This is a genomic window from Ruminococcus sp. 1001136sp1_2201st1_G3_2201SCRN_220225, from assembly GCF_040924365.1.
Classification (GTDB): Bacteria; Bacillota; Clostridia; order Lachnospirales; family Lachnospiraceae; genus Blautia_A; species Blautia_A faecis.
On sequence record NZ_JBCOME010000006.1, the window covers coordinates 1 to 22,948 of the forward strand.

The 22,948-nt window shown below is 42.4% G+C and carries 23 protein-coding genes, 2 pseudogenes and 1 riboswitch; of the genes and pseudogenes, 22 read left to right on the forward strand and 3 right to left on the reverse strand.

What is annotated here, in order from left to right:
• Positions 1-133 precede the first annotated feature (133 nt).
• Positions 134-463 carry a hypothetical protein gene (locus tag AB5642_RS03470; RefSeq protein ID WP_118584332.1) on the forward strand — a complete coding sequence of 110 codons (330 nt, stop codon included), beginning with the start codon at positions 134-136 and terminating at the stop codon, positions 461-463.
• Positions 464-624: 161 nt separating this feature from the next.
• Here AB5642_RS03470 and AB5642_RS03475 read toward each other — a convergent pair whose 3' ends face one another.
• Positions 625-1,320 (reverse strand): GTP pyrophosphokinase family protein, encoded by a 696-nt coding sequence (locus tag AB5642_RS03475; RefSeq protein ID WP_243872621.1) that lies wholly within the window; start codon positions 1,318-1,320, stop codon positions 625-627.
• Positions 1,321-1,589: 269 nt separating this feature from the next.
• Between AB5642_RS03475 and AB5642_RS03480 the strand changes: the two genes are divergently transcribed.
• The 5 genes from AB5642_RS03480 to phoU all read left to right on the forward strand — a co-directional run bounded on the left by AB5642_RS03480 (position 1,590) and on the right by phoU (position 5,939).
• Entirely contained in the window at positions 1,590-2,450 is an 861-nt protein-coding gene (locus AB5642_RS03480; protein WP_173717953.1) for a substrate-binding domain-containing protein, read from the forward strand.
• 176 nt (positions 2,451-2,626) lie between these two features.
• Entirely contained in the window at positions 2,627-3,481 is an 855-nt protein-coding gene (gene pstC / locus AB5642_RS03485) for a phosphate ABC transporter permease subunit PstC (RefSeq protein ID WP_118582954.1), read from the forward strand.
• The gene (gene pstA / locus AB5642_RS03490) at positions 3,474-4,331 is read left to right on the forward strand and encodes a phosphate ABC transporter permease PstA (protein ID WP_173717954.1); all 858 of its coding nucleotides are present in this window, start codon (positions 3,474-3,476) and stop codon (positions 4,329-4,331) included. The genes pstC and pstA overlap by 8 nt, the downstream gene beginning before the upstream one ends.
• A 176-nt stretch (positions 4,332-4,507) precedes the next feature.
• Complete coding sequence (gene pstB, locus AB5642_RS03495) at positions 4,508-5,257, forward strand: phosphate ABC transporter ATP-binding protein PstB (protein WP_179988267.1); 750 nt, start codon at positions 4,508-4,510, stop codon at positions 5,255-5,257.
• Between the two features lies 1 nt (position 5,258).
• On the forward strand, positions 5,259-5,939 hold the full coding sequence (gene phoU, locus AB5642_RS03500) for a phosphate signaling complex protein PhoU (protein ID WP_173736609.1): 681 nt from the start codon (positions 5,259-5,261) through the stop codon (positions 5,937-5,939).
• Here phoU and AB5642_RS03505 read toward each other — a convergent pair.
• Entirely contained in the window at positions 5,920-6,078 is a 159-nt protein-coding gene (locus AB5642_RS03505) for a DUF6783 domain-containing protein (protein WP_306467773.1), read from the reverse strand. The two genes, phoU and AB5642_RS03505, sit on opposite strands and share 20 nt — an antisense overlap.
• Here AB5642_RS03505 and AB5642_RS03510 point away from each other — a divergent pair.
• Positions 6,016-6,147 (forward strand): annotated as a pseudogene (locus AB5642_RS03510) (DUF6783 domain-containing protein); the annotation flags it as partial. The gene AB5642_RS03505 and the pseudogene AB5642_RS03510 overlap by 63 nt on opposite strands.
• A gap of 92 nt (positions 6,148-6,239) precedes the next feature.
• Here AB5642_RS03510 and AB5642_RS03515 read toward each other — a convergent pair.
• The gene (locus AB5642_RS03515; RefSeq protein WP_148461218.1) at positions 6,240-7,649 is read right to left on the reverse strand and encodes a sodium:alanine symporter family protein; all 1,410 of its coding nucleotides are present in this window, start codon (positions 7,647-7,649) and stop codon (positions 6,240-6,242) included.
• Between the two features lie 2 nt (positions 7,650-7,651).
• Positions 7,652-7,761: riboswitch (glycine riboswitch) on the reverse strand.
• 796 nt (positions 7,762-8,557) lie between these two features.
• Between AB5642_RS03515 and AB5642_RS03520 the strand changes: the two genes are divergently transcribed.
• The 15 genes and pseudogenes from AB5642_RS03520 (at position 8,558) to AB5642_RS03590 (ending at position 22,941) form a co-directional block, all read left to right on the forward strand.
• Positions 8,558-10,024, forward strand: a complete 1,467-nt coding sequence (locus tag AB5642_RS03520; RefSeq protein WP_148461333.1) for an aminotransferase class I/II-fold pyridoxal phosphate-dependent enzyme — start codon at positions 8,558-8,560, stop codon at positions 10,022-10,024.
• 112 nt (positions 10,025-10,136) lie between these two features.
• A complete protein-coding gene (speE, locus tag AB5642_RS03525) occupies positions 10,137-10,991 on the forward strand; it encodes a polyamine aminopropyltransferase (protein ID WP_148461219.1) in 855 nt (284 codons plus the stop codon).
• Positions 10,992-10,994: 3 nt separating this feature from the next.
• Positions 10,995-11,852, forward strand: coding sequence for an agmatinase (gene speB / locus AB5642_RS03530; RefSeq protein ID WP_195391759.1), 858 nt, complete (start codon positions 10,995-10,997; stop codon positions 11,850-11,852).
• A gap of 41 nt (positions 11,853-11,893) precedes the next feature.
• The gene (locus AB5642_RS03535; RefSeq protein ID WP_173717550.1) at positions 11,894-13,153 is read left to right on the forward strand and encodes a saccharopine dehydrogenase family protein; all 1,260 of its coding nucleotides are present in this window, start codon (positions 11,894-11,896) and stop codon (positions 13,151-13,153) included.
• Positions 13,153-14,367 carry a carboxynorspermidine decarboxylase gene (locus AB5642_RS03540; RefSeq protein WP_195391760.1) on the forward strand — a complete coding sequence of 405 codons (1,215 nt, stop codon included), beginning with the start codon at positions 13,153-13,155 and terminating at the stop codon, positions 14,365-14,367. Before AB5642_RS03535 ends, AB5642_RS03540 begins: the two co-directional genes overlap by 1 nt.
• Positions 14,368-14,588: 221 nt before the next feature.
• Positions 14,589-15,956 (forward strand): MATE family efflux transporter, encoded by a 1,368-nt coding sequence (locus AB5642_RS03545; protein ID WP_368371463.1) that lies wholly within the window; start codon positions 14,589-14,591, stop codon positions 15,954-15,956.
• Positions 15,957-15,969: 13 nt separating this feature from the next.
• On the forward strand, positions 15,970-16,557 hold the full coding sequence (locus AB5642_RS03550) for an AAA family ATPase (RefSeq protein ID WP_368371464.1): 588 nt from the start codon (positions 15,970-15,972) through the stop codon (positions 16,555-16,557).
• Positions 16,558-16,990: 433 nt separating this feature from the next.
• Positions 16,991-17,632 (forward strand): class I SAM-dependent methyltransferase, encoded by a 642-nt coding sequence (locus tag AB5642_RS03555; RefSeq protein ID WP_195379243.1) that lies wholly within the window; start codon positions 16,991-16,993, stop codon positions 17,630-17,632.
• 16 nt (positions 17,633-17,648) lie between these two features.
• Entirely contained in the window at positions 17,649-18,449 is an 801-nt protein-coding gene (locus AB5642_RS03560) for a class I SAM-dependent methyltransferase (RefSeq protein ID WP_195379244.1), read from the forward strand.
• 26 nt (positions 18,450-18,475) lie between these two features.
• Positions 18,476-19,426 (forward strand): acyl-CoA thioester hydrolase/BAAT C-terminal domain-containing protein, encoded by a 951-nt coding sequence (locus AB5642_RS03565; RefSeq protein ID WP_195379245.1) that lies wholly within the window; start codon positions 18,476-18,478, stop codon positions 19,424-19,426.
• Between the two features lie 333 nt (positions 19,427-19,759).
• Positions 19,760-20,659 (forward strand): ORF6N domain-containing protein, encoded by a 900-nt coding sequence (locus AB5642_RS03570; RefSeq protein ID WP_368371465.1) that lies wholly within the window; start codon positions 19,760-19,762, stop codon positions 20,657-20,659.
• A 141-nt stretch (positions 20,660-20,800) separates the two neighbouring features.
• Positions 20,801-20,926 (forward strand): annotated as a pseudogene (locus tag AB5642_RS03575) (helix-turn-helix domain-containing protein); the annotation flags it as partial.
• 604 nt (positions 20,927-21,530) lie between these two features.
• Positions 21,531-21,749, forward strand: a complete 219-nt coding sequence (locus tag AB5642_RS03580) for a helix-turn-helix transcriptional regulator (protein ID WP_002578407.1) — start codon at positions 21,531-21,533, stop codon at positions 21,747-21,749.
• Positions 21,750-21,763: 14 nt separating this feature from the next.
• Positions 21,764-22,369, forward strand: coding sequence for a DUF1819 family protein (locus tag AB5642_RS03585; RefSeq protein WP_195379246.1), 606 nt, complete (start codon positions 21,764-21,766; stop codon positions 22,367-22,369).
• Positions 22,370-22,380: 11 nt separating this feature from the next.
• Positions 22,381-22,941, forward strand: coding sequence for a DUF1788 domain-containing protein (locus AB5642_RS03590; protein WP_195379247.1), 561 nt, complete (start codon positions 22,381-22,383; stop codon positions 22,939-22,941).
• The last annotated feature ends 7 nt before the right edge of the window (positions 22,942-22,948 follow it).

Here is a 22,948-nt window from a genome sequence, read left to right on the forward strand (position 1 = left end):
CTTTCCTGAGCGTCTTAGTCGTAGTTAGTCATTAGCTTGCCGGAACGTTGCGACGCGCGGCGGTGAATATACATTGTAAAATCGCGTCTGGGATAACGACCAACACATTAAATAGCAAAACAGGAGGTTCTACATGGGAAAAAGAAAAAAAGAAGAATTGCCCGATTACACAGTAGCCAATATGGATGTGGATGGTATGCCCTGGAATTCCAGAAGACCATGGCAGATATTTCCTGGCGATCCATCTAAGAGCAGAAAAGAATTTGATGTAAAAGTACCGGAACCGGGAATGGAAAATGAAGTACCGGATGATCTGAGCGCTTTTCAGAATCCGCCGATGACGAAGGAAGAAAGAAGAGGAATCATCTGGCTTTCGCTGAAGGCGTCACTGACTGTGGGACTGATCTTTGGAAGTGCGGCATTTTTGTTTATTTTATTCTGTGTATTCGTGTGGCTGAAATAAAAGAGAGATTGTCAGAGAAAAAGTTTATTCTTACTTACGTTATATTATTTCGTAATAATAGAATACTAGTGCCGAATTGAAAAGTTTCTAAAGTTTCGGCTAAAAAATAGCGGCAGACAATTAATTTTGTCTGCCGTAAAATTATGTAGATTGAGCCTGTCTTAAATATCATGAAACATGCCAATCTTATTCTTAATCTGCTGCATTTCGTTATCCGTTTCGATTACTGCCTGCGCCGAGCGGAGCAGTTCTTCACTGATCTCTGCATATCCTGGCAAGTCCTCGATTCCCTTCTTGTAGCGGAGCTGATGCTCCAATGTAGCCCAGAAGTCCATGCCGTTGGTGCGGATCTGAAGTTCTACTCTCATAGGTGTTTTCCCCTTGGAGAAGAATACAGGAATCTCCACTATCATATGATAACTACGATAACCATTTGGTTTCGGATTCTTGATATAATCCTTGATTTTAATAACTTTAATATCATCCTGTCCGGCAATCAGATTGGCCACTGTGTAAATATCGTCAATGAAAGCACAGACCACCCGGACTCCAGCCACGTCATTTAACTGTTCCTGAATATTCTCCGCTGTAAAATCATATCCCAGCTTCTGCAGTTTCCGGTAAATACTTTCTGGTTTCTTTATCCTTGTCTTAATAAAAGATATGGGATTTCGCTTATACTCTACTGAAAATTCATCATCCAGAACTTCCAGCTTGGTCTGTACCTCCCGGATGGCACATCTATACATCATCATCAGATCATTAAACTTTGCTGCATTTTTGATAAAACGCTGCGGATCTGGCGTATCCAGCCAGGGCGCTTTCTTTTCTCCTTCGTTCATGGCGAATCCTTTCATTTTTAACATACAGATTATCCTGCATGAAGAATTTTATATAGTCTTATTATATAAGAAAAACGCTGTGGAAGCAACGAATAAATCCTTAGAAATATCCAGTGAAGGATAAGAAAATATTGTTAAAAAACATATAAAATACCGCTGTCATATTTTACTGTGATTTTACTTTTAAAAGCTAGTGCATTTTACATCCAAACATTAAGATACAACTGTAATCGCGAAAGAGATAAAAAACATTAGGACCGCGAAGAAAAGGAGAATTTAAAACTATGAAAAAAGGTTTAGCAGTAGCAATGGCGGCATTATTAGGAGTAGCAACAATGGGAACAACAGCAATGGCAGCAGCTTCCGGAGATATTACAATCTGCTCCAGAGAAGACGGATCCGGTACAAGAGGTGCATTCATTGAACTGTTTGGAATTGAAGAAAAAGACGCAGATGGAAATAAAGTAGACAATACAACAGAAGCAGCAAAGATCACAAACAGCACATCCGTTATGTTAAGCACAGTAGCACAGGACGTAAATGCAATCGGATATGTATCTCTTGGTTCTCTGGATGACAGTGTAACAGCATTAAAAATCGACGGAGCAGAGGCAACAGCAGAAAACATTGAATCCGGAGATTACAAAGTAGTTCGTCCATTCAACATTGCAACAAAGGATGATGTAAGCGAAGCGGCACAGGATTTCATTACATACATCATGAGTGCAGATGGACAGAAGATTATTGAAGACAACGGATACATCTCAGTAGGCGACAAACCTGCATACGAAGCAGCTGCTGTAGAAGGAAAAGTTGTAGTAGCTGGTTCCTCTTCTGTAACACCTGTTATGGAAAAACTTGCTGAAGGCTATAAAACAGTAAATGACAAAGTTGAAATTGAGGTTCAGCAGAGCGATTCCACAACCGGTATGACATCTGCAATCGACGGACTTTGCGACATCGGTATGGCTTCCCGTGATTTAAAAGACAGCGAGACTGAGGCTGGTCTTACCGCAACTGTTATCGCAAAAGATGGTATCGCTGTAATCGTAAACAACGACAGTGGTGTTGAGGAACTTACCAGCGAGCAGGTAAAAGATGTTTACACAGGCAACATCACGACCTGGGAAGACCTTACAAAATAATAAGAAATAAAGTTACTGTTCACAAAAAACATCTTGCGGAATGCTATCAGTGAAGAGTAAAGAAATAAAGTACCTTTACAGTTACGAAACAAGAAACAGAAATAAGGAATCCTGCAAAGCCCGCAAAAAACTTTGCAGGATCCAAATTTTCCGAATAAAAAAGGAACTCACTTTATATGAAATCGATCAATGAAAATGTAATGAAATTTGTATTCCTCGCAGCGGCCTGTACCTCCGTATTAGCCGTTGCATTAATCTGCATTTTCCTGTTTGCAAACGGAATCCCGGCAATGGCGAAGATTGGTCTGCCAGATTTTCTGTTTGGAATGAAGTGGAAGCCATCCAATGGACTGTATGGAATTTTTCCATTCATTCTGGGAAGTATTTATGTAACAGCAGGGGCAATTGTGGTGGGAGTTCCAACAGCCCTTCTGCTTGCAATCTTCCTCGCATTTTATTGTCCGAAAAAGCTGTATGCACCATTAAAGGCAATGGTAAACCTCCTTGCAGGAATCCCATCTGTTGTTTATGGATTTTTCGGTTTGACAGTGTTTGTCCCGCTGCTTCGACAGCTTACCGGTCATGATGGAAGTACCATGCTGACAGCTTCTGTACTTCTTGGAATTATGATCCTTCCAACGGTAACCGGCGTTGCAGAACCAGCCTTAAAAAGTGTTCCCACAAGTTATTATGAAGGGGCATTGGCACTTGGAGCAACCCACGAAAAAAGTGTATTTGGCACTGTTTTCCCGGCTGCAAAATCAGGTGTATTAGCTGGCGTGGTTCTTGGAATCGGACGTGCCATTGGTGAGACGATGGCAGTGATCATGGTAGCTGGAAACCAGACCTGGATGCCACAGGGGCTTTTCAAAGGACTTCGAACCATGACCGCAAATATTGTAATTGAAATGGGCTATGCAACCGATCTTCACAGGGAAGCGCTGATTGCTACAGGTGTTGTACTTTTCGTATTCATCCTGATTATCAACCTGTGTGTATCAGCCCTGAAAAGGAGAGCAGAAGATGAGTAAAAATAAATTATCTTATTGGAAAAATCATCCTGGTTCTGCCATCCTGAGGCTCCTGGTATGGTTATCTGCAATTATTACAGTGGCAGTTATGGCGTTTCTTGTTGGTTTTATTCTGATAAAAGGTGTTGGAAATCTGACACCAGACTTGTTTGCACTGGAATATAATTCTGACAATGCATCTTTGATGCCGGCACTGATCAACACCTTGATTATCACCCTGTTATCTCTGGCGATCGCAGTGCCATTTGGAATTTTTGCAGCAATTTATCTGGTTGAATATGCGAAAAAGGGCAGCAAGCTGGTTAAGATCATCCGTATTACAACAGAGACTCTTCAGGGAATTCCATCCATTATCTTCGGTCTGTTCGGTCTTCTGTTTTTCAGTACCGCTCTCCATTGGGGATATTCCCTTCTGGCGGGAGCTATGACATTGGTGATTATGATCCTTCCGCTGATCATCCGTACTACAGAGGAGGCACTTATGGGTGTCCCGGATGCGTACAGAGAAGCTTCCCTTGGCCTTGGGGCAGGAAAGCTCCGCACCGTGTTTAAAGTGGTGCTTCCAAGTGCAATTCCTGGAATCCTTTCCGGTGTGGTACTTGCGACAGGACGTATTGTTGGTGAGACTGCAGCCCTGATTTATACTGCCGGTTCTGTGGCGAAGGTTCCATCCAGTCTGATGGGATCCGGACGTACCCTGGCAGTACATATGTATGTGCTTTCCAGTGAGGGACTTTACATGGATCAGGCTTATGCTACAGCGGTTATTCTGCTGATCTTCGTACTTGTGCTGAACTGGGTATCCGGTTTCTGTGCAAAGCATTTAAGCAAAGCCACAAACGGACAGTAAGTGCCACAGGTGTTGCGAATGTATGCAGTTGTGGCAGCGCAATAGGCGAGAAATAACTAACTTTCATATATGATAATATTGCCAGCAGGCGATACGTCAGCTTGATAAAAATTCACACTCAGCAGAGTTGTTTAGAAAATGCAATAGAACTAAAAATTTCTGCAGCAAGGAGAATTATGGGTAAAATAGATGTAAAAAACATGGATCTGTACTACAGCAGCTTCCATGCCTTGAAAAATATTAATCTGGAGATTCCGGAAAAGAAGATTACCGCGTTCATTGGTCCAAGCGGCTGCGGAAAATCCACATTGCTGAAATCCTTAAACCGTATGAACGATCTTGTGGAAGGCTGCAAGATCACAGGCGATATTTGTCTGGACGGTGAGGATATTTATGGTGATATTGATGTAAACCTTCTTAGAAAACGTGTTGGGATGGTTTTCCAGAAACCAAATCCTTTTCCAATGAGCATTTATGATAACATTGCATATGGACCTCGTACTCATGGAATTCATTCCAAGGAAAAACTGGACGATATCGTAGAGCGTGCTCTTCGAAATGCTTCTATCTGGGATGAGGTAAAAGACAGGTTGAAAAAGAGCGCCCTGGGTATGTCTGGCGGACAGCAGCAGAGACTTTGCATTGCAAGAGCTCTTGCAGTAGAGCCGGAGGTACTTCTTATGGATGAGCCTACCTCTGCACTTGATCCAATTTCCACATCTCACATTGAGGATCTGGCGTTGGAATTAAAAGACCGTTACACCATCGTGATCGTAACTCATAACATGCAGCAGGCAGTCCGTATTTCTGACAAGACTGCATTTTTCCTGCTGGGTGAGATTATTGAATACAACGATACTACAGAACTGTTTTCCAGACCACAGAACAAGAAAACAGAAGAGTATATTACAGGGAGGTTTGGTTGATATGAGAGATGTGTATACCGCAAAGCTTTCCAGGCTTTCAGATGAGATCCTGGAAATGGGAAATCTGTGCGGTCAGGCCATCATGAAGACCTGTCAGCTTCTGGCAAGCGTGGAGGTTCGTGAGGCTGCCACAAAGGAGATTGGAAGAATTGAAAAGGAGATTGACGACAAAGAACATAATATTGAGGCTCTTTGCATGCAGCTTCTTCTGAAACAGCAGCCGGTTGGTACTGATCTTCGCAAAATTTCCGCAGCACTTAAGATGGTAACAGATATGGAGCGAATCGGCGACCAGGCTACTGATATTGCGGAGATTCTGAACACAGGCAGCGTTCATGTACCAGTAACTGCTATTCCACTTCAGGAAATGGCAGATTATGCCATGCATATGGTAAATGACAGTGTTACTGCTTATGTAGAGGAAAAAAGTGATCTGGCAAAAAAGGTGATCAGCAGTGATGATATTCTGGATAATCTTTTCAATAAAGTAAGAAATGCGTTGGATCAGAACACCATGGACTTTTCCAGTGACGAGGTTCTTGATCTTCTGATGATCTCCAAATACTATGAGCGAATCGGCGACCACGCCACCAACATCGGAGAGTGGGCAGAGTTTTCTGTAGACGGAATTCACAGAAACGGAGACAGCATCAGCGATCTGTTTAATCCGGATTCCTTATAATAAGATTAGAGCGTGTTTGAAAAATCATTTCCGCAATCTGCACGCCCCACTTTGCGGGAGATTTCACCCGAATTCGGTTGCCGTAGCCCGCTACGGCGCCCTCATCCGAGCGAAATCTCCCACAAATTGTGACGCACATCTTGCAGAAAGCCTTTTCAAACACGCTCTAGAACAAAGACAGGGGCAAACACGTTTTGCCTCTTTTTAGCAAGAAAAAGAACCTTGTCTGACTGGCTAAAAGCATCGTATCAGACAAGGCTCTATGTTTTTCAGGAGAGGAATTCTTTCTTTATTTTTATTTTATTCGTAATTTTTATGTTTTTTAAAGAAATCCTTTGTTTCCTTTACGACTACACCGCTTAAAGCAAGCAGCGCGATCAGGTTCGGGAAGGCCATCAGGGCATTGAAGATATCTGCAATGTTCCAGACAGCAGCAACAGTCATGTACGGTCCGAAGAAGACGCAGATGATATATAACCAACGGTAAGTCTTTACGGCAGTCATGTTGCGGTTGAAAAGGTATTCCAGGCAGCGCTCACCGTAATAATCCCATCCAAGGATGGTTGTGAATGCAAAGAATACCAGGCACAGCATAAGAGCAAAGGAGGCAAACTGTGCAGGGAATGGAAGACCTTTCTGGAAAGCTGCAGTAGTAATCGCAACACCTTCAAGTCCTGTATTCCAGGTTTCGGTAATGACAATGGAAAGACCTGTCATGGTACAGATTACAATGGTATCAATAAAAGTACCGGTCATGGAAACAAGTCCCTGGCGAACCGGTTCCTTTGTCTGAGCGGCAGCCGCAGCAATAGGAGCGCTACCAAGACCAGACTCGTTTGAGAAAATACCGCGGGCAATACCTTTCTGCATTGCCACAACCATGGTTCCCATGGCACCGCCTGCAAGGGCACTTCCGTTGAAGGCTGTTTTTACAATTGTAGCGATGGCACCAGGAACTGCAGTAATATTTGTGATCACAATGATCAGTGCAAGTGCAACATAAAGAACCGCCATAAATGGAACGATAATCTGGGAAACCTTTGCAATACGCTGAATACCGCCAAGAACTACAAGTCCTACACATAAGGTAAGAATCAGGCAGGCGATTACAGTTGCCCAGGAGTATGTATTTCCAAAAAGGGAAACGGTGTGTACGGTATCCGGGTCAAAGAAGTTCTTTACTGCAGAAGCAATACCGTTTACCTGAGTAAAGGTACCGATTCCGAAAAGACCGACCCCGGCTCCGAAGAATGCAAAAATCTTTGCAAGCCATCTCCACTGTTTTCCCATACCATTCTCAATATAATAAAATGGTCCGCCAAGAACGTGTCCGTCCTTGTCGATGGTACGGTATTTGATGGCTAGAAGGCCTTCTGCGTATTTGGTTGCCATTCCGAAGAATGCAGCAACGATCATCCAGAACAGGGCTCCGGGTCCGCCTGCAGCAATAGCAGTGGCAACACCTACGATGTTACCGGTTCCGATAGTTGCGGACAAAGCTGTGCAGAGCGCACCAAAGCTTGTGACTTCACCCTCGCCGCCTTCTTCATTTTTTACCATGAATTTCAGTGCTTTTCCAAGATGTCTTACCTGTAAAAAGCCTAACCGAACGGTTAAAAGGAATCCTGTGACCAGGATCAGAATGATTAACGGAAGTCCCCAGACTACTCCGTCAAACCAGGTGATAAAGTTGTTGATTTGTGTAAACATGTTCTCTTTCCTCCATCCTTTTGCCTGAGAGATTAACAGCATTACAAATGCTGCGTACACCTTCGGCGCTCTTCCATAAATTTTTTTGAAGAGACTCTCCTGAGTTACGAAAAACCTGCCTATACATTTTTTATAAAATGTACGAGCATGACGGCCATTCGTACTGTGCAGAAACACACTAACACACAGAATATCATATACGATCATAAATTTCAATGAAAATGTTAGAAAAATATTTTGTTTTGACAAGAAAAATATTTGCCTTTACTTCATTGCAGTACAGGAGCGTGTTTGGAAAATCATTTCCGCAATCTGCTGGTATCATAAAATGAAACAGTTGACATGCATTTTCATATGTGCTATGCTTATGAAGATTTTGAAAGACAAAGAAAGAGTCTTTTCAAAGCAATTATTTTGGATCACTCCATTTGGGGTTAAGGCCATACGGACAGCCGGGTCCACTGCCGCTGATGGTAACTTTGGTTGCCTTATTGATTGAGTTAGAAGCTCAAATTTTATAAGTTGGTTCCTTTGATAACCACTATGCGCCTGATGCGCAGACTTGTGAAACGGTCAATAAGAGTAGTAAAAGTATGATTGCTATATAGACTCTGACATATATCATCCGGATTTCTATTTTATGTAAATACGAGGATTCCTATATTTATTATAAGTCAATGGAGATAGAATCGGGAAGAATGATCCAAGCAGGTTTGCGGTTTTAAGGCAGCCTGCTTTTTTTGTGTAATAGAAAATCCCGTTGGAATTTCCTATTATATAAAAAGCTCTGCCGGGTAGGATTCCACTGCAGCGGAAGAGCAGATGGCGCTGGAGACGCCCCTTTGCAGGCGAAGAATCCTGCAAACAGGATTCTTTATACAGACAAAGGAACTGGAAATGGAGACGCAATGAACAGAACTCGTTTTAAACTGGACCAGAATCGTGCACCAATTCACGAGGCTCTGGAAAATTTCCGGCGCATGAGGGTGGTACCCTTCGATGTGCCAGGACATAAAAGAGGAAGAGGAAATCCGGAGCTTACTGAGTTTCTGGGGCAGAAATGTGTAGGCGTGGATGTAAACAGCATGAAGCCGCTTGATAATCTCTGTCATCCTGTATCTGTGATCCGGGAGGCAGAAGAACTGGCAGCAGATGCTTTTGGAGCAGCTCACGCCTTTCTCATGGTTGGCGGAACTACAAGCTCCGTACAGACCATGGTGTTAACAGCCTGTAAGAGGGGAGACGAGATCATTCTTCCCCGCAATGTTCACAGAAGTGTGCTGAATGCGCTGGTTCTGTGCGGAGCAATTCCGGTTTATGTGAATCCGGAAGTAGATCAGAGACTTGGAATCTCTCTTGGAATGCGCCGTGAACAGGTGGCAAAGGCAATTAAGGAGCATCCAAATGCAGTGGCTGTGCTGGTAAACAATCCTACCTATTATGGAATTTGCAGTGATCTTCGTGCAATTGTGCGGATGGCTCATGAAGCAGGAATGCTGTGTCTGGCAGATGAAGCCCATGGGACTCATTTTTATTTTGGAGGAGGTCTGCCGGTTTCGGCAATGGCAGCTGGTGCAGATATGGCATCTGTATCCATGCATAAAAGCGGTGGAAGCCTGACCCAGTCCAGCCTTCTTCTGACTGGACCTGACGTCCATGCCGGATATGTCCGTCAGATTATCAACCTGACCCAGACTACCTCTGGAAGCTATCTTCTGATGTCAAGTCTTGACATTTCCCGGCGGAATCTTGCACAGCGCGGACGTCAGATTTTTCATCAGGTAGCAGATATGGCAGAATATGCAAGGGAAGAGATTAACGCCATTGGCGGCTATTACGCATTTGGAAAAGAACTGGTGAATGGAGATTCGGTTTTTGATTTTGACATTACGAAATTAAGTGTACATACCCTGGATATCGGACTTGCAGGAATTGAGGTTTACGACATTCTGAGAGATGAATATGATATTCAGATCGAATTTGGTGATATCGGAAATATTCTGGCTTATCTGTCAATTGGAGACCGTGCCCAGGAAGTAGAGCGGCTGGTAAGTGCCCTTGCGGAAATCCGCAGACGTTTCCAGAAGGATAAATCAGGATTGCTGGATCAGGAATATATTGATCCCCAGGTAGTAACAAGCCCTCAGGAAGCGTTTTATGCAGAAAAATGCAGCCTTCCTCTCCGGGAAACGGAAGGAAAGGTATGCAGTGAATTTGTAATGTGTTATCCCCCGGGAATTCCAATTCTGGCTCCAGGAGAGCGGATCACCCCGGAAATCCTGGATTATATTGAATATGCCAAGGCAAAAGGATGTAACATGACAGGTCCGGAAGATCCGGATATATTACGGTTAAATGTGCTGGAGCATGTTTGAAGTTACTGTGAACGGAGTGAACAGTAACTGTTTGAAAAAGGCTGTCTGCAAATTGTGACACACATTTTGCGGAAATAATTTTAAAACACACTCTGGCAGGGAGGTAAAGAAAATGGAAATGTGGTTTTCGGAATTTCATACACCGGATGTGAAGCATAGTATCCGGGTAAACCGTCAGCTCTACTCAAGGCAGAGCGACTATCAGCGAATTGATATTTTTGAGACACCGGAATTTGGCAGGGTTCTTACACTGGATGGCAATGTAATGCTCACGGAACGTGACGAATTTATTTATGACGAAATGATTACCCATGTACCTATGGCTGTTCACAAAGAAGCCAGGGATATTCTTGTAATCGGAGCAGGAGACGGCGGAGTTGTACGTGAACTGACAAGATATGACCGTGTTCGTCATATTGATCTGGTAGAGATGGATCCCATGGTAGTGGAAGCCTGCCGTGCCTATCTTCCGGGAAATGCCTGCAGGCTTGATGACAGGAGAGTGCATCTTCATTACGAAAATGCGTTGAAATTTATCCGACGCTGTGAAAATAAATATGACCTTATCATCGTGGATTCTTCCGATCCTTTTGGCCCTTCGGAAGGCTTGTTTACCCGTGAATTTTATGGAAACTGCTATAATGCGCTGAAAGAGGATGGAATTATGGTCAATCAGCAGGGAAGTCCTTTTTATTCTGAGGACGCCCACGCCATGCAGCGCAGTCACAAAAGAATTGCCAGTACGTTCCAGATCAGTCGTGTTTATCAGGCACATATTCCTACCTTTGCTGCCGGCTACTGGCTGTTTGGTTTTGCAAGCAAAAAGTACCATCCGGTGGATGATCTGGATCCGGAGGCATGGAACGCCCTGAATCTTCGCACCCGTTACTATACCACAAGGCTTCACAGAGGCGCCTTTTATCTTCCGGCTTTTCTGGAGGAAATGCTTCAGGAGGTGGAGGACTGATTTATGATTTTACCTAATATTGAGAATTTTATCGGCTGTGACAGCAGCTTTGAGGAAGCAGGGATTGTTCTTTACGGAGCGCCCTTTGATTCTACCACAAGCTTTCGACCTGGAGCCAGATTCGGCCCTTCTGCTATTCGTCATGAAAGCTTTGGACTGGAAACCTACAGCCCTTATCAGGACCGCGACCTTACAGATATTCAGGTATTTGACAGTGGAGATCTGGAGCTTTGCTTCGGCAGCAGTGAAATGGCACTTGCGGATATACAGAATCGCGCCTGGGAAATTCTGGAAGCAGGAAAGATACCCTTGCTTTTAGGCGGCGAGCATTTGGTGACACTGGCGGCTGTAAAAGCCGCAGCCAGAAAATATCCAGGGCTTCATATTATTCATTTTGATGCCCACGCAGATTTGAGGGATGATTATCTTGGTGCCCGTTTAAGCCATGCGTGTGTCATTCGCAGATGCCATGATATTCTGGGAGATGGACGGATCCATCAGTTTTGCATCCGAAGTGGGGAAAGAGAAGAATTCCGGTTTGCAAAGGAACATACAGATTTTCATCCCTTTACCTTTGAAGGCTTGGAAGAGACCATACAGAAATTGGACAGAGAGCAGGTTCCAGTATATTTTACCATTGATCTGGATTGCCTGGATCCATCCGTATTTCCGGGAACCGGTACACCGGAGGCGGGAGGTGTAAGCTTCCTTGAGCTTCTTGCGGCTATCCGGAAGGTATCAGGATTAAATATTGTGGGAGCGGATGTCAATGAGCTGGCACCTATGCTGGATCCAAGCGGTGTTTCCACAGCCACAGCATGCAAGGTGGTCAGGGAACTGCTGCTGGCAGTGGCGAAATAAAAACAGCGCGATAGTGAATTATAAAAAAGGAGATAAAAAATATGAGCAGAGTACTTGTAATCGGCTGCGGCGGAGTAGCCAGTGTAGCAATCCAGAAATGCTGTCAGGCAGATGAGGTATTTACAGAACTGTGTATTGCAAGCAGGACAAAAGAAAAATGTGATGCCCTTGCCCGGAAGCTGGAGGGAAAAACAAAAACAGTTGTTACCACAGCAAAGGTAGATGCAGATGATGTAAACCAGCTGATCCAGCTGATCAATAGTTACAAACCGGATCTGGTAATGAACATTGCACTTCCATACCAGGATCTGACAATTATGGATGCCTGTCTGGCATGTGGCGTAAACTATATGGATACGGCAAATTATGAGCCGGAAGATACCGATGATCCGGAATGGCGTGCTATTTACGAAAAACGCTGTAAGGAAGCTGGATTTTCCGCATATTTTGATTATTCCTGGCAGTGGGCATACCGGAAGAAATTTGAAGAGGCAGGACTTACTGCACTTCTTGGCTGCGGCTTTGACCCGGGCGTTACACAGGCATACTGTGCATATGCATTAAAGCATGAGTTTGACCAGATTGATACCATTGATATTCTGGACTGCAACGGAGGAGACCATGGGTATGCATTTGCAACCAACTTTAACCCGGAGATCAACCTTCGTGAGGTAAGCGCTCCTGGAAGCTACTGGGAGAATGGACATTGGGTGGAAATTCCTCCGATGGCCATTAAGCGGGAATATGATTTTGACCAGGTTGGCGATAAGGATATGTATCTTCTTCATCACGAGGAAATCGAGTCTCTTGCCCAGACAATTCCGGGAGTAAAGAGAATTCGTTTCTTTATGACCTTTGGACAGAGCTATCTGGATCACATGCGTTGTCTGGAGGATGTGGGAATGCTTTCTACTACCCCGATCAACTATAACGGACAGGAAATTGTTCCTATCCAGTTTTTGAAGGCGCTTCTTCCGGATCCGGCAAGCCTTGGTCCCCGTACCAAAGGTAAAACCAATATTGGCTGTATTTTCACCGGAGTAAAGGATGGACAGGAGAAAACCTACTATATTTATAATATTTGTGACCATCAGGAATGCTATAAGGAGGTTGGAAGCCAGGCAATCAGCTACACGACAGGTGTTCCAGCCATGTGTGGGGCATTAATGATGCTTACCGGAAAATGGATTCGTCCAGGAGTGTATACAGTAGAAGAATTTGACCCGGATCCGTTCCTGGAGGCACTTGACAAATACGGACTTCCACGCAGTGAAAATCATAATCCGGAGCTGGTTGATTAATGGAAAAAACAGATACAAGACCACCCTTTGCAGCATCCGGCGGAATTATTCCGCCGGAATTTCGGAAAATCAAGACGCCTTGTTATGTTCTTGACGAAACAGCGCTTATAAAAAATGCAGAATTAATGGGAAAGATCGCCGAAAAAACAGGATGTAAAATGCTCCTGGCGCAGAAGGCTTTCAGCAATTATGACTGCTATCACCTTCTGGAGCCTTATCTGGCTGGAACAGAAGCAAGTGGACTGTACGAAGCAAGGCTTGGCGCCCAGGAGATGCCAGGAAAAGAGGTACATGTATTTTGTGCCGGATACCGTGAGGATGAATTTGAAGAACTGCTTTGCTTTGCAGATCATATAGTGTTTAACTCACCCTCCCAGCTTCTCCGTTTTGGAAAAAGAGCGAAGCAGGCCGGAAAAAGCGTAGGGCTCAGGATCAATCCGGAATGCTCTACCCAGGAGGGACATGAAATTTATGATCCTTGTGCCCCGGGCAGTCGTATGGGTACTACGAGAGCACAGTGGGAGGCTGCTGTGAAAATGCATCCGGATCTGACCGGATTATTGGATGGTATTCACTTTCACACCCTTTGCGAGCAGGATTCCTTTGATCTGGAAACCACTCTTGCAGCGGTGAAGGTGAAATTCGGAGATCTGATTTCTCAGGTAAAATGGCTGAACCTGGGAGGAGGACATCATATTACAAGACCAGGTTATGATATTGCACGGCTTGAAAAGTGCATTGAGGCGGCAAAGGAAGAATGGAAGGTGGATATTTACCTGGAGCCTGGAGAGGCATGGGCTTTAAATGCCGGTTTCTTTCTGACAACTGTGCTGGATGTGCTGCAAAATGGTGATACCCGGCTTGCAATTTTGGACGGAAGTGCTGCATGTCATATGCCAGACGTTCTGGAAATGCCTTACCGTCCGCCCCTTCTTGGAGCAGGGGAGTCAGGAGAGAATGCTGTTACAGTCCGTCTTGGAGGACCAACCTGTCTGTCCGGGGATGTTATAGGAGATTACAGCTTTCAAAAGCCTTTGACATACGGAAATCTTCTCATGTTTGGTGATATGGCCATATATACAACCTGCAAAAACAATACCTTTAACGGAATGCCCCTGCCTGATATCTGGCTGCGGCATGGTGATAAAACCATGGAACGTCTGACTGATTTCGGTTACGAGGATTTTAAAGGCAGACTTGGACATCGCAGGTGATCATAAAAAATCTGTTTGACTTTTTGAAAAACAGGCAATATAATTAAATCAAACGAGTAGCAGGTAAGCGTAAATCCAGTTTACAAGCTGCTCGTTTTTTATTTTGCTAAAAATGAATAATATCGCCATGAAAAAGTGTGTAGCCTGTCAGCGTAAGTCCAGCTTATATGACAGAGTGCGCACTTTTTTTGTGCAGAAAAAAAGAGAGGAGTTAAAGCAAAATGGCGGAAAGCAACAAGATGAAGGAGATGCCGGTGAATAAGCTGATGGTCCAGATGGGAATTCCGATGATCTTATCCATGGCATTGCAGGCAGTCTATAACATTGTAGACAGCGCATTTGTAGGAAATATGAGAGTGGGCAGTGAATCAGCACTAAATGCACTGACTTTGGTATTCCCGGTTCAGATGCTTATGGTGGCAGTGGGAATCGGAACGGGTGTAGGAACCAATGCACTTCTTGCAAGGACACTGGGACAGGGAAACCGTAAAAAAGCTGCAAAGGTAGCTGGAAACAGTCTGTTCCTGGGGGTGATCATTTATGTAGTTTGTTTATTATTTGGCATCTTTGGAGTGAGAGCATATATTTCATCTCAGACAGTAGATGCAGAAGTACTTGAGATGGGAGTCAGTTATTTGCGGATATGTTGTGTGATTTCTTTTGGAATCATCTTCTTTTCTTTGTTTGAAAAGCTGTTACAGGCCACAGGACGCTCTCTTTATTCTACAATCGGTCAAGTGGTTGGAGCAGTTATAAATATCATCCTTGATCCGATCATGATCTATGGGATTGGACCTTGCCCGGAAATGGGAGTGAAAGGTGCAGCCTACGCAACTGTAATTGGACAGGTAGCATCCGCAGTATTACTGCTTATCTTTCATATCAAATTAGATAAGGAATTTGAGCATGGGGCAAAATACATGAAGCCGGATGGCAGAATTATCAAGGAAATCTATGCAATTGGACTTCCGGCGATTATCGCTCAGGCGCTGATGTCTATTATGGTTTATGTGATGAATCTGATCCTGAAGTTCAATCCGTCAGCACAGACAGCTTATGGATTGTTCTATAAAGTGCAGCAGTTTGTTCTCTTCCTTGCATTTGGTCTGCGAGATGCGATCACTCCGATCATTGCATTTGCTTATGGAATGAGAAGTAAAAAGAGAATTCAGGATGGTATCAAATATGGACTTATTTATACCGTTGCATTAATGATTATTGGAATTGCAATTACGGAGATTTTCCCCGGAGCATTTGCAACGCTGTTTAATGCGGGACAGTCGAGAGAATATTTTATCGGTGCGATGAGAGTGATCTCGGTAAGCTTCCTGTTTGCCGGAATCAATGTTGCTTATCAGGGCATTTATCAGGCGTTGGACGGTGGTGTGGAATCATTGGTTATTTCACTTTTGAGACAGCTTATTATCATTCTGCCGCTGGCAGGAATCTTTTCCCTGTTTGTAAGAAATGGTCAGGCAGGCGTTTCACTGATCTGGTGGGCATTTCCAATTACAGAAGTAACTGCATGTCTGGTAGGATATGTATTTTTAAAAAGAATCAGAAAAAACAAAGTTGATGCTTTGCGTTAAGGAGGAACTGGAAATGGCAAAAAGAATCATTACAATCAGCAGAGAATTTGGAAGCGGTGGACGTTTTATCGGAGAAGAAGTCGCGAAGAAGCTGGGAATTGCCTATTATGATAAAAATGTTATTAATGAAATTGCAGAAAAGTCCGGATTATCGCCAGAATACATTCAGGAAAATGCAGAATTATCTCCGAAAAAAGGGATGTTTGCATATGCACTTGCTGGACGTGACATCACAGGAAGATCTGTGGAGGATATGGTACATGAGGCGCAGAGAAAAGTTATTTTAGAACTAGCCGAGAAGGCCCCTTGCGTGATCATTGGAAGAAATGCGGACTATATCCTGAAAGACCGTGACGATGTTCTGAATGTATTTATTCATGGAAATATGCCGGAGAAAACACAGAGGATCATTCGCTTATATAATGTAGATGAGAAGAAAGCTGTGAAAATGATGGCAGACACAGATAAAAGACGTATGACAAATTATAACTTTTACACGGAGCAGAAATGGGGAAAGGCCAGTAATTATACGTTGTGTCTGAACAGTTCACAGCTTGGATATGACAGATGTGAGAAGATCATTATGGAATGCATTAAATAACAGGAGGTGTATACTGTTTACTACAAATTGCTGTTGGTTCCAGGGCAGGAATATTAGACGAAATAGTTAGTGAGGTTTCTATGGCAATTTCTATTTTTCGCTATGGATGGAAAAATATGGATTCTTCTGAATGTGAGACATAATGACAAAATCTGCTTGATAAACCAGATAAAGGTGATATACTGGATGCATAAGAAAAGAAACCGTGTGGAATTACAGTTTTGTTTTCACACGGTTTTTTAGAAAATATGAGTTAGACAATGCTAACATTGGTTGCTTGCTTGAAAAAGAGGGCAGATTTCTATGAAAATATTGATTTATGGAAAATGAATATTTTTGGTTTCCTGTCTTTACAAATTCTAATGGTTATGTGAAAAAAACTGAAGACATGTGAATGTAAGGCGAAAACAGCACAGTGATTGGAGGAAAAAGCATGAGAAACGAAGAATACAAAAGGTTGTCGATTGCTGAATTTACAAAAGCAGCAGGAAGATATGAAAGTAACCATGCGGGTATATACGAAATGTGTAAGAAGGATTATCCAGATATTCTGGCGGAGCTGGAGAAAGAGTCGTTTAGAGAATTGTTGGATGCAGGCTGTGGTCCGGCTCCAATGATTTCTTTATTATCAGAAAAATATCCAGACAGGCATTATACCGGGTTGGATCTGACTCCTGCGATGATCGAACAGGCAAAAAAGAAAGAGATTCCAAATGCAACATTTGTTGTGGGAGACTGTGAAAATTTTCCTTTTGAAAACGATTCATTTGATGCAATTATTTGTTCTATGAGCTTCCATCACTATCCAAATCCACAGGCATTTTTTGACAGTGTGAAAAGATGTCTTCGCCCAAATGGAAGATTGATTCTGAGAGATGTGACCAGTGACAATAAAGTATTGGTATGGCTGATGAATACACTGGAAATGCCTTTGGCAAATATATGTGGACACGGAGATGTCCGGGTTCCGACAAGAGATGTGGTCATGAAATGCTGTAGGAAAGCAGGATTAAAAGTAGAAAAATTTGAAATCCGTAAAGGTATGAGGATGCATTGCGTTGTAAGAAAACAATAGAAGAAGGCAATAGACAATGAAAGAAAAAGTGAATGTGACAGGTGTGCCGGAAACGATGGTACAGACTTTGTATGCAAGAGCAAAAGAAACAAAAAAGCAAAATGCCAAAATCAAGGATGAGATTGCAGTAGAACTTGTGGAGAAGCTGGACTATAACTTTTCCAAAGCAGATAAGGATAAAGCCATGAATTATGGCGTAATTGCTAGAACAATCGTATTAGACCGGATGGTTAAGCAATATCTGGAGAAGCATGCAAATACAGTTGTTATAAATATTGCATGTGGACTGGATACCAGATGTTATCGGATGGAGAGAAAATATCTGCACTGGTACAATGTGGATCTGTCAGAAACGATGAAGATAAGGAGTCAGTTCCTTACCGAAACTGGTCCGGTATATCAGATTGCAAAGTCTGCAATGGATGAATCCTATGTAGATGATATCGATTATCATGGTGAGAATGTTCTGTTAATAATCGAAGGTCTTACAATGTATTTGTGTGAAAAGGATATTAGAAAAATGTTTTCTATTATTGAGAAATCATTCCAGAAGGTAACCGTAATGATTGAAACCATGTCCCCTTTTGTTGTAAAACATGTGAAAGAAAAATCTATAGAGGGGAGCAATGCAAAATTCACATGGGGAGTTAAGAATGGAAAGGAACTGCAAAGAATCATACCGGCATTTTCTGTTCGACAGGAAGTCAGTCTGATTGAAGGAATGAAAGAGCTTATGCCGATTTATCATGTGATAGGAAAGTTTCCAATCGTTCGGAACATCTCAAATAAAATAATAGTTATGGAGAAACATGGCTGATATTATACGAGCAGGAGATGATACAGATGAAGAAAAGTCATTTTGATGTGGAAACAGATGGATTTTATGGCGCATACTGGAAATGCAAATCAGATTCAGACTGTGCGATGATCGCCATGATCGGGGATGATTCAGAGGATTATCTGGCGCGTACATCCGTGAAATGGTTGCATAAACTCGGTGTGAATGTGATGACGATGTCACCTGGGAAAAAGGATTATGGACATCATAATTATCCGCTGGAACGTATAGAGAAAGCAATCAATTGGTTAAAAGTGCATGGTAATCAGAAGATAGGAATTGTCGGGGTATCTACGACAGGAACACTTGCCTTAACTGCCGCTTCTTATTTTGCAGATATTACATTGACGATTGGTCTGACACCGAGTGACTTTATCTGGCAGGGATTTATGCAGGGCAAAAAAGATGGCTGTAAGGAATGGCCGATTGAGGGAGAATCTCTTTTTTCGTATAAAGGAGAACCACTTCCGTACATGCCTTTTTTCTATAAACATCCGGATTACTGGCATGTAATTGAAAAAGAAACAAAGCGAACCGGTGATATGATTAATTCAAGAAAACTGTTTGACGATTCGGAAAAGGCTCATCCAATCCAAGAAGACGAGATGATCAAGATTGAAAAAATCAATGGAACATTATTGCTGATTGGTGCGGAAGATGATGTGTTGTGGGATACTACAAAATACATCCGCCGAATGAAGCAGCGTATAAAAGAACATCCGCATACATGCAGATTAGAGTCTGTAATTTATGAGCATGGAACCCATTTTGTTTTTCCAGAAAGCATGCTAAAGACAATGCTTCCGGTTGGTTCCGGACTCTTTGTGAGACTGGCATTTCAGGCAGCAAGAAAACATCCGAAAGAATGTCGCAGAGCACGTCTGGATATTGACCAGCGGGTGAGAAATGCTGTTGCAAAATGGAAGAGAGTAGATAGATCTTTTAAAAGTGGATAAAGCAGCTAGAGAACGGGAAGAAGTGATCCTGAAACAGTTAGAAGAAAAAGAACCACTGCCGGATAAAGAGAAAGATTAGATGGCATGGGTGAGAGTAGCCAACCAGCACAGAGCGATTGCAGAAGAGATTATTCTCAAGGAATTGATTTATGTTTAAATGAAGGTGATGAGGTCGTGGATTGCGACCTCATTATTGTATGAAAAATAGCAGTAGGCAGAATGAGAAAAATAGGGTAAAATGGGAACATGGATTTTGGAAACTCATAAGAAATGATTGTGCGGTAAAGTAACTTGAAATGCCAGTTTGGCATTTCAAGTTATAGAGGAGATGGAATGGCGGATCAGAAAGTAAAAGAAATGGAACCAGTGGAAACACAAATAGTTGAAATCATGCCACCGGACATTGAAAATCTGATTTATGTGGTAAGAAACAAACAAGTTATGGTGGATAGTGATCTGGCAATGCTTTATCAAGTAGAAACAAAAGCTTTAAATCGTGCAGTAAAAAGAAATATAAAACGATTTCCAGAAGATTTTTGTTTTCAGCTTACAACAGAAGAAACAGAATCTTTGAAGTGCCAATCTGGCACCTCAAAAATACAAGAGCCAGAAAAAAAGGATGGACGAGGTGGCAGACGTACGCTACCGTATGTATTTACAGAGCAGGGAATATCCATGCTGGCCAGTGTATTGCATAGCGAGGTGGCAATTAATGTAAGCATAGGTATTATGCGTGCATTTGTAGAAATGCGACGGTTTATAGCCAACAATGCACTTTTGTTTGAAAGGATTAGTAACGTTGAGCTAAAACAACTGGAATATCAGAAAAAGACAGATGAAAAGCTGGAGCAAATTTTTGAGTACATATCAGATCATGAGGAGTCTAATCAAAACATATTTTTTGATGGTCAGATATATGATGCGTTCAGTTTACTAATAGGACTGATTCAGAAGGCAGAAACGGAAATTGTTCTGGTAGATGGATATGTGGATGTAGGAACATTAAATATTTTGTCAAAGAAGAAAGAAAATGTGGCGGTGACAGTTTATACACTGCAACGGACAAAATTATCTCAAACAGATGTAGATAACTTTAATGCACAGTATCCTAAACTGGATGTGAAGTACACAAGAGCATTTCATGATCGATTTTTAATTCTTGATAAAACGAAAGCATATCATGTTGGTGCGTCTTTGAAGGATGCAGGTAAAAAATGCTTTGGAATAATCTGATTGAAGATGCAGGTATTGTAAGGGATATTTTACAGAGATTAGAATTAGAAACAGAAGAATAGAAAAGTAAGTTATGCAGAAAGGCGTGAGTCATAAGAATATGGCTTGCGTCTTTTTCTGTCTGGAAAGGAAGTGGGGAGCATGGCACAGATTTTTCGTGTAGAGAGAACTAAGAATTTTACGGTAATGAGTAATCATCATTTCAAGAATAAGAATCTGACATTGAATGCGAAAGGGCTATTATCGCTGATGTTAAGTTTGCCAGAGCTATTCTTCGAGAATCACGAAATGCAAGACGAAATTCGGAAATTAAACGACGAAATTCATCGTTTGACAACCGAACTGTCCGAAACGCAGAAGCTGAATCAATTGCTTCAGAAGAACAACGACGATTTGAGGAACAGAAACGGTTTGAAGAGCAGGAGCGAGCAAGAGCTGCTCGAAGAAGAAATAAAAGACGTTCGGGACCAGAACTCTAAATTGCAGATACAGGTGAATAAATCATCTGTGCAAGCTGTTGATGAGGCATATAGAAAACAAAAAGAAGCAGAAAAACAATTACGGTCATTAAAGCATCAGGCGGAACAGAATAGAAAGATAGCTGAGAAGGAAGTGCAAAAATTGAAAAAAAGGATAAGATTGCAATCAGAGAAAATAAACGAGATAAAATTTTTCTGTGGAATCGGATATATAGTGGCACTTGTACTTTCAGCTTGTCTTATTAAGATGTGCTTCTTGTGATTTTAAATGCGATATTTCAGAATTGAATTACGATTTTTGATAGACTAGATTGTTTGAAACGCATTTTTATGATATGATGATAAATACCATGTGAACAGATATTTCAAGCAAATAAGATTGAGGTGAAAAAATGGCAGTTAGTTACAAGAAATTGTGGAAATTGTTAATTGATAAAGAAATGATGAAGAAAGATTTGCGTGCAATGACAGGAGTTAGTACAACAACGATGTCTCGATTATCAAAAGATGAAAATGTAAGTACAGAGATTCTGTCAAAGATATGTTCTGCTTTGAATTGTGACGTGGGAGATATCATGGAATTTGTTCCTGATAAAAAAGAGGAGCAGTAAGGAGGTACGGGAACATGGATCATTCTTATCCTTATATTGCATCTTTGACCAGAGAGCCGTTCCTTTTCTACGAAATGCGTTCTACCGCAAAGCTAATGGTAGAAGGAAATTCCGATGATGCAATTGTTAAAGAAATTGTAGAGCAGAATCTTTTCCAGTACCCAACGGAAAAATCTATCACACGCATGGCAAAAGCTTGTATAAAACGGCTTCATGCACTGGAAGATGATTCACTGGTTGCTGCGATTGCGTCACAGCCAACGGATGTAGCAAAACAGATTTGTCTTTATGCATTGATGAAGCAGAGTCGACTGGTTTGGGAATTTATGCTGACAGTTATTGGTGAGAAGTACAGATTAAGAGATACGTCTTTTGGTAAGATAGATTTGAATACATTTTTTATGCGCTTGCAGGAGCAGAATGATACCGTAGCTTCCTGGAGCGATACTACAATAACAAAGTTAAAACAGATCATTGCCAGGGTGCTTGTCGAAACAGAATATCTCGACAATCTCAAGGCAGATCATTTGAATCCAGTATGGCTGCATCCTGTTTTGGAGAATGCCATCAGAAGCAATGGCGATACGGCGATACTGCCAGCGTTTAATTGCTTTTCGTAGGAGGTAGCCTGATGAGTGATATAAAAGAACGCCTGGACAAAGTTCGGGCATTGATTCAGGAACCGGAGTTCCTGGAAGGCAAGGGACTCAGCAATGAGGTGAATATCAGAATCTTCTGTTATGAACCGGAGAATGAAATGGTTGTCCGTCATTTTGTGAATCAGCTGGAAACTGATCAGTCCTTAGATTGCCATTTGATCGTTTGTAATTTATATAAAACATTTCTCTCTATCTGCGATGATATGGACATCACAGATGCGATTCCCGATATGGAAGAAGCTGACGGAAGTGCTTATCTTCTGGAGCAGCTTAACTCCGCAATCGGCAATGGAGAGTTCATTGATAAAATCCAGTATGAGCCACACGAACCGGGTGATGTGCTGATGCTGACAGGTGTGGGCGAGGTGTTCCCGTTTATGAGAATCCATACGTTATTGGAAGCCTTGCAACCGTATTTTTCGGATGTTCCGATTTTGGTTATGTATCCGGGTGAGTTTGATGGTCGTCATGTAAAACTATTCAATCGTTTGACACCAAATGATTATTACCGGGCATTCAGTGTCATAGATTAAGGGGGAT

Excerpts from the sequence above, each read along its gene's own strand:
- pstC (WP_118582954.1), top strand. The coding sequence starts at position 2,627 with ATGAAATCGATCAATGAAAATGTAATGAAATTTGTATTCCTCGCAGCG.
- AB5642_RS03535 (WP_173717550.1), top strand. The coding sequence starts at position 11,894 with ATGAGCAGAGTACTTGTAATCGGCTGCGGCGGAGTAGCCAGTGTAGCA.
- AB5642_RS03475 (WP_243872621.1), bottom strand. The coding sequence starts at position 1,320 with ATGAAAGGATTCGCCATGAACGAAGGAGAAAAGAAAGCGCCCTGGCTG.
- pstB (WP_179988267.1), top strand. The coding sequence starts at position 4,508 with ATGGGTAAAATAGATGTAAAAAACATGGATCTGTACTACAGCAGCTTC.
- AB5642_RS03505 (WP_306467773.1), bottom strand. The coding sequence starts at position 6,078 with ATGTGCGTCACAATTTGTGGGAGATTTCGCTCGGATGAGGGCGCCGTA.
- speE (WP_148461219.1), top strand. The coding sequence starts at position 10,137 with ATGGAAATGTGGTTTTCGGAATTTCATACACCGGATGTGAAGCATAGT.
- AB5642_RS03580 (WP_002578407.1), top strand. The coding sequence starts at position 21,531 with ATGGCAGTTAGTTACAAGAAATTGTGGAAATTGTTAATTGATAAAGAA.
- AB5642_RS03545 (WP_368371463.1), top strand. The coding sequence starts at position 14,589 with ATGGCGGAAAGCAACAAGATGAAGGAGATGCCGGTGAATAAGCTGATG.
- pstA (WP_173717954.1), top strand. The coding sequence starts at position 3,474 with ATGAGTAAAAATAAATTATCTTATTGGAAAAATCATCCTGGTTCTGCC.
- phoU (WP_173736609.1), top strand. The coding sequence starts at position 5,259 with ATGAGAGATGTGTATACCGCAAAGCTTTCCAGGCTTTCAGATGAGATC.
- AB5642_RS03550 (WP_368371464.1), top strand. The coding sequence starts at position 15,970 with ATGGCAAAAAGAATCATTACAATCAGCAGAGAATTTGGAAGCGGTGGA.
- AB5642_RS03520 (WP_148461333.1), top strand. The coding sequence starts at position 8,558 with ATGAACAGAACTCGTTTTAAACTGGACCAGAATCGTGCACCAATTCAC.
- AB5642_RS03560 (WP_195379244.1), top strand. The coding sequence starts at position 17,649 with ATGAAAGAAAAAGTGAATGTGACAGGTGTGCCGGAAACGATGGTACAG.
- AB5642_RS03470 (WP_118584332.1), top strand. The coding sequence starts at position 134 with ATGGGAAAAAGAAAAAAAGAAGAATTGCCCGATTACACAGTAGCCAAT.
- AB5642_RS03540 (WP_195391760.1), top strand. The coding sequence starts at position 13,153 with ATGGAAAAAACAGATACAAGACCACCCTTTGCAGCATCCGGCGGAATT.
- AB5642_RS03480 (WP_173717953.1), top strand. The coding sequence starts at position 1,590 with ATGAAAAAAGGTTTAGCAGTAGCAATGGCGGCATTATTAGGAGTAGCA.
- AB5642_RS03565 (WP_195379245.1), top strand. The coding sequence starts at position 18,476 with ATGAAGAAAAGTCATTTTGATGTGGAAACAGATGGATTTTATGGCGCA.
- AB5642_RS03570 (WP_368371465.1), top strand. The coding sequence starts at position 19,760 with ATGGCGGATCAGAAAGTAAAAGAAATGGAACCAGTGGAAACACAAATA.
- speB (WP_195391759.1), top strand. The coding sequence starts at position 10,995 with ATGATTTTACCTAATATTGAGAATTTTATCGGCTGTGACAGCAGCTTT.
- AB5642_RS03555 (WP_195379243.1), top strand. The coding sequence starts at position 16,991 with ATGAGAAACGAAGAATACAAAAGGTTGTCGATTGCTGAATTTACAAAA.
- AB5642_RS03515 (WP_148461218.1), bottom strand. The coding sequence starts at position 7,649 with ATGTTTACACAAATCAACAACTTTATCACCTGGTTTGACGGAGTAGTC.
- AB5642_RS03585 (WP_195379246.1), top strand. The coding sequence starts at position 21,764 with ATGGATCATTCTTATCCTTATATTGCATCTTTGACCAGAGAGCCGTTC.
- AB5642_RS03590 (WP_195379247.1), top strand. The coding sequence starts at position 22,381 with ATGAGTGATATAAAAGAACGCCTGGACAAAGTTCGGGCATTGATTCAG.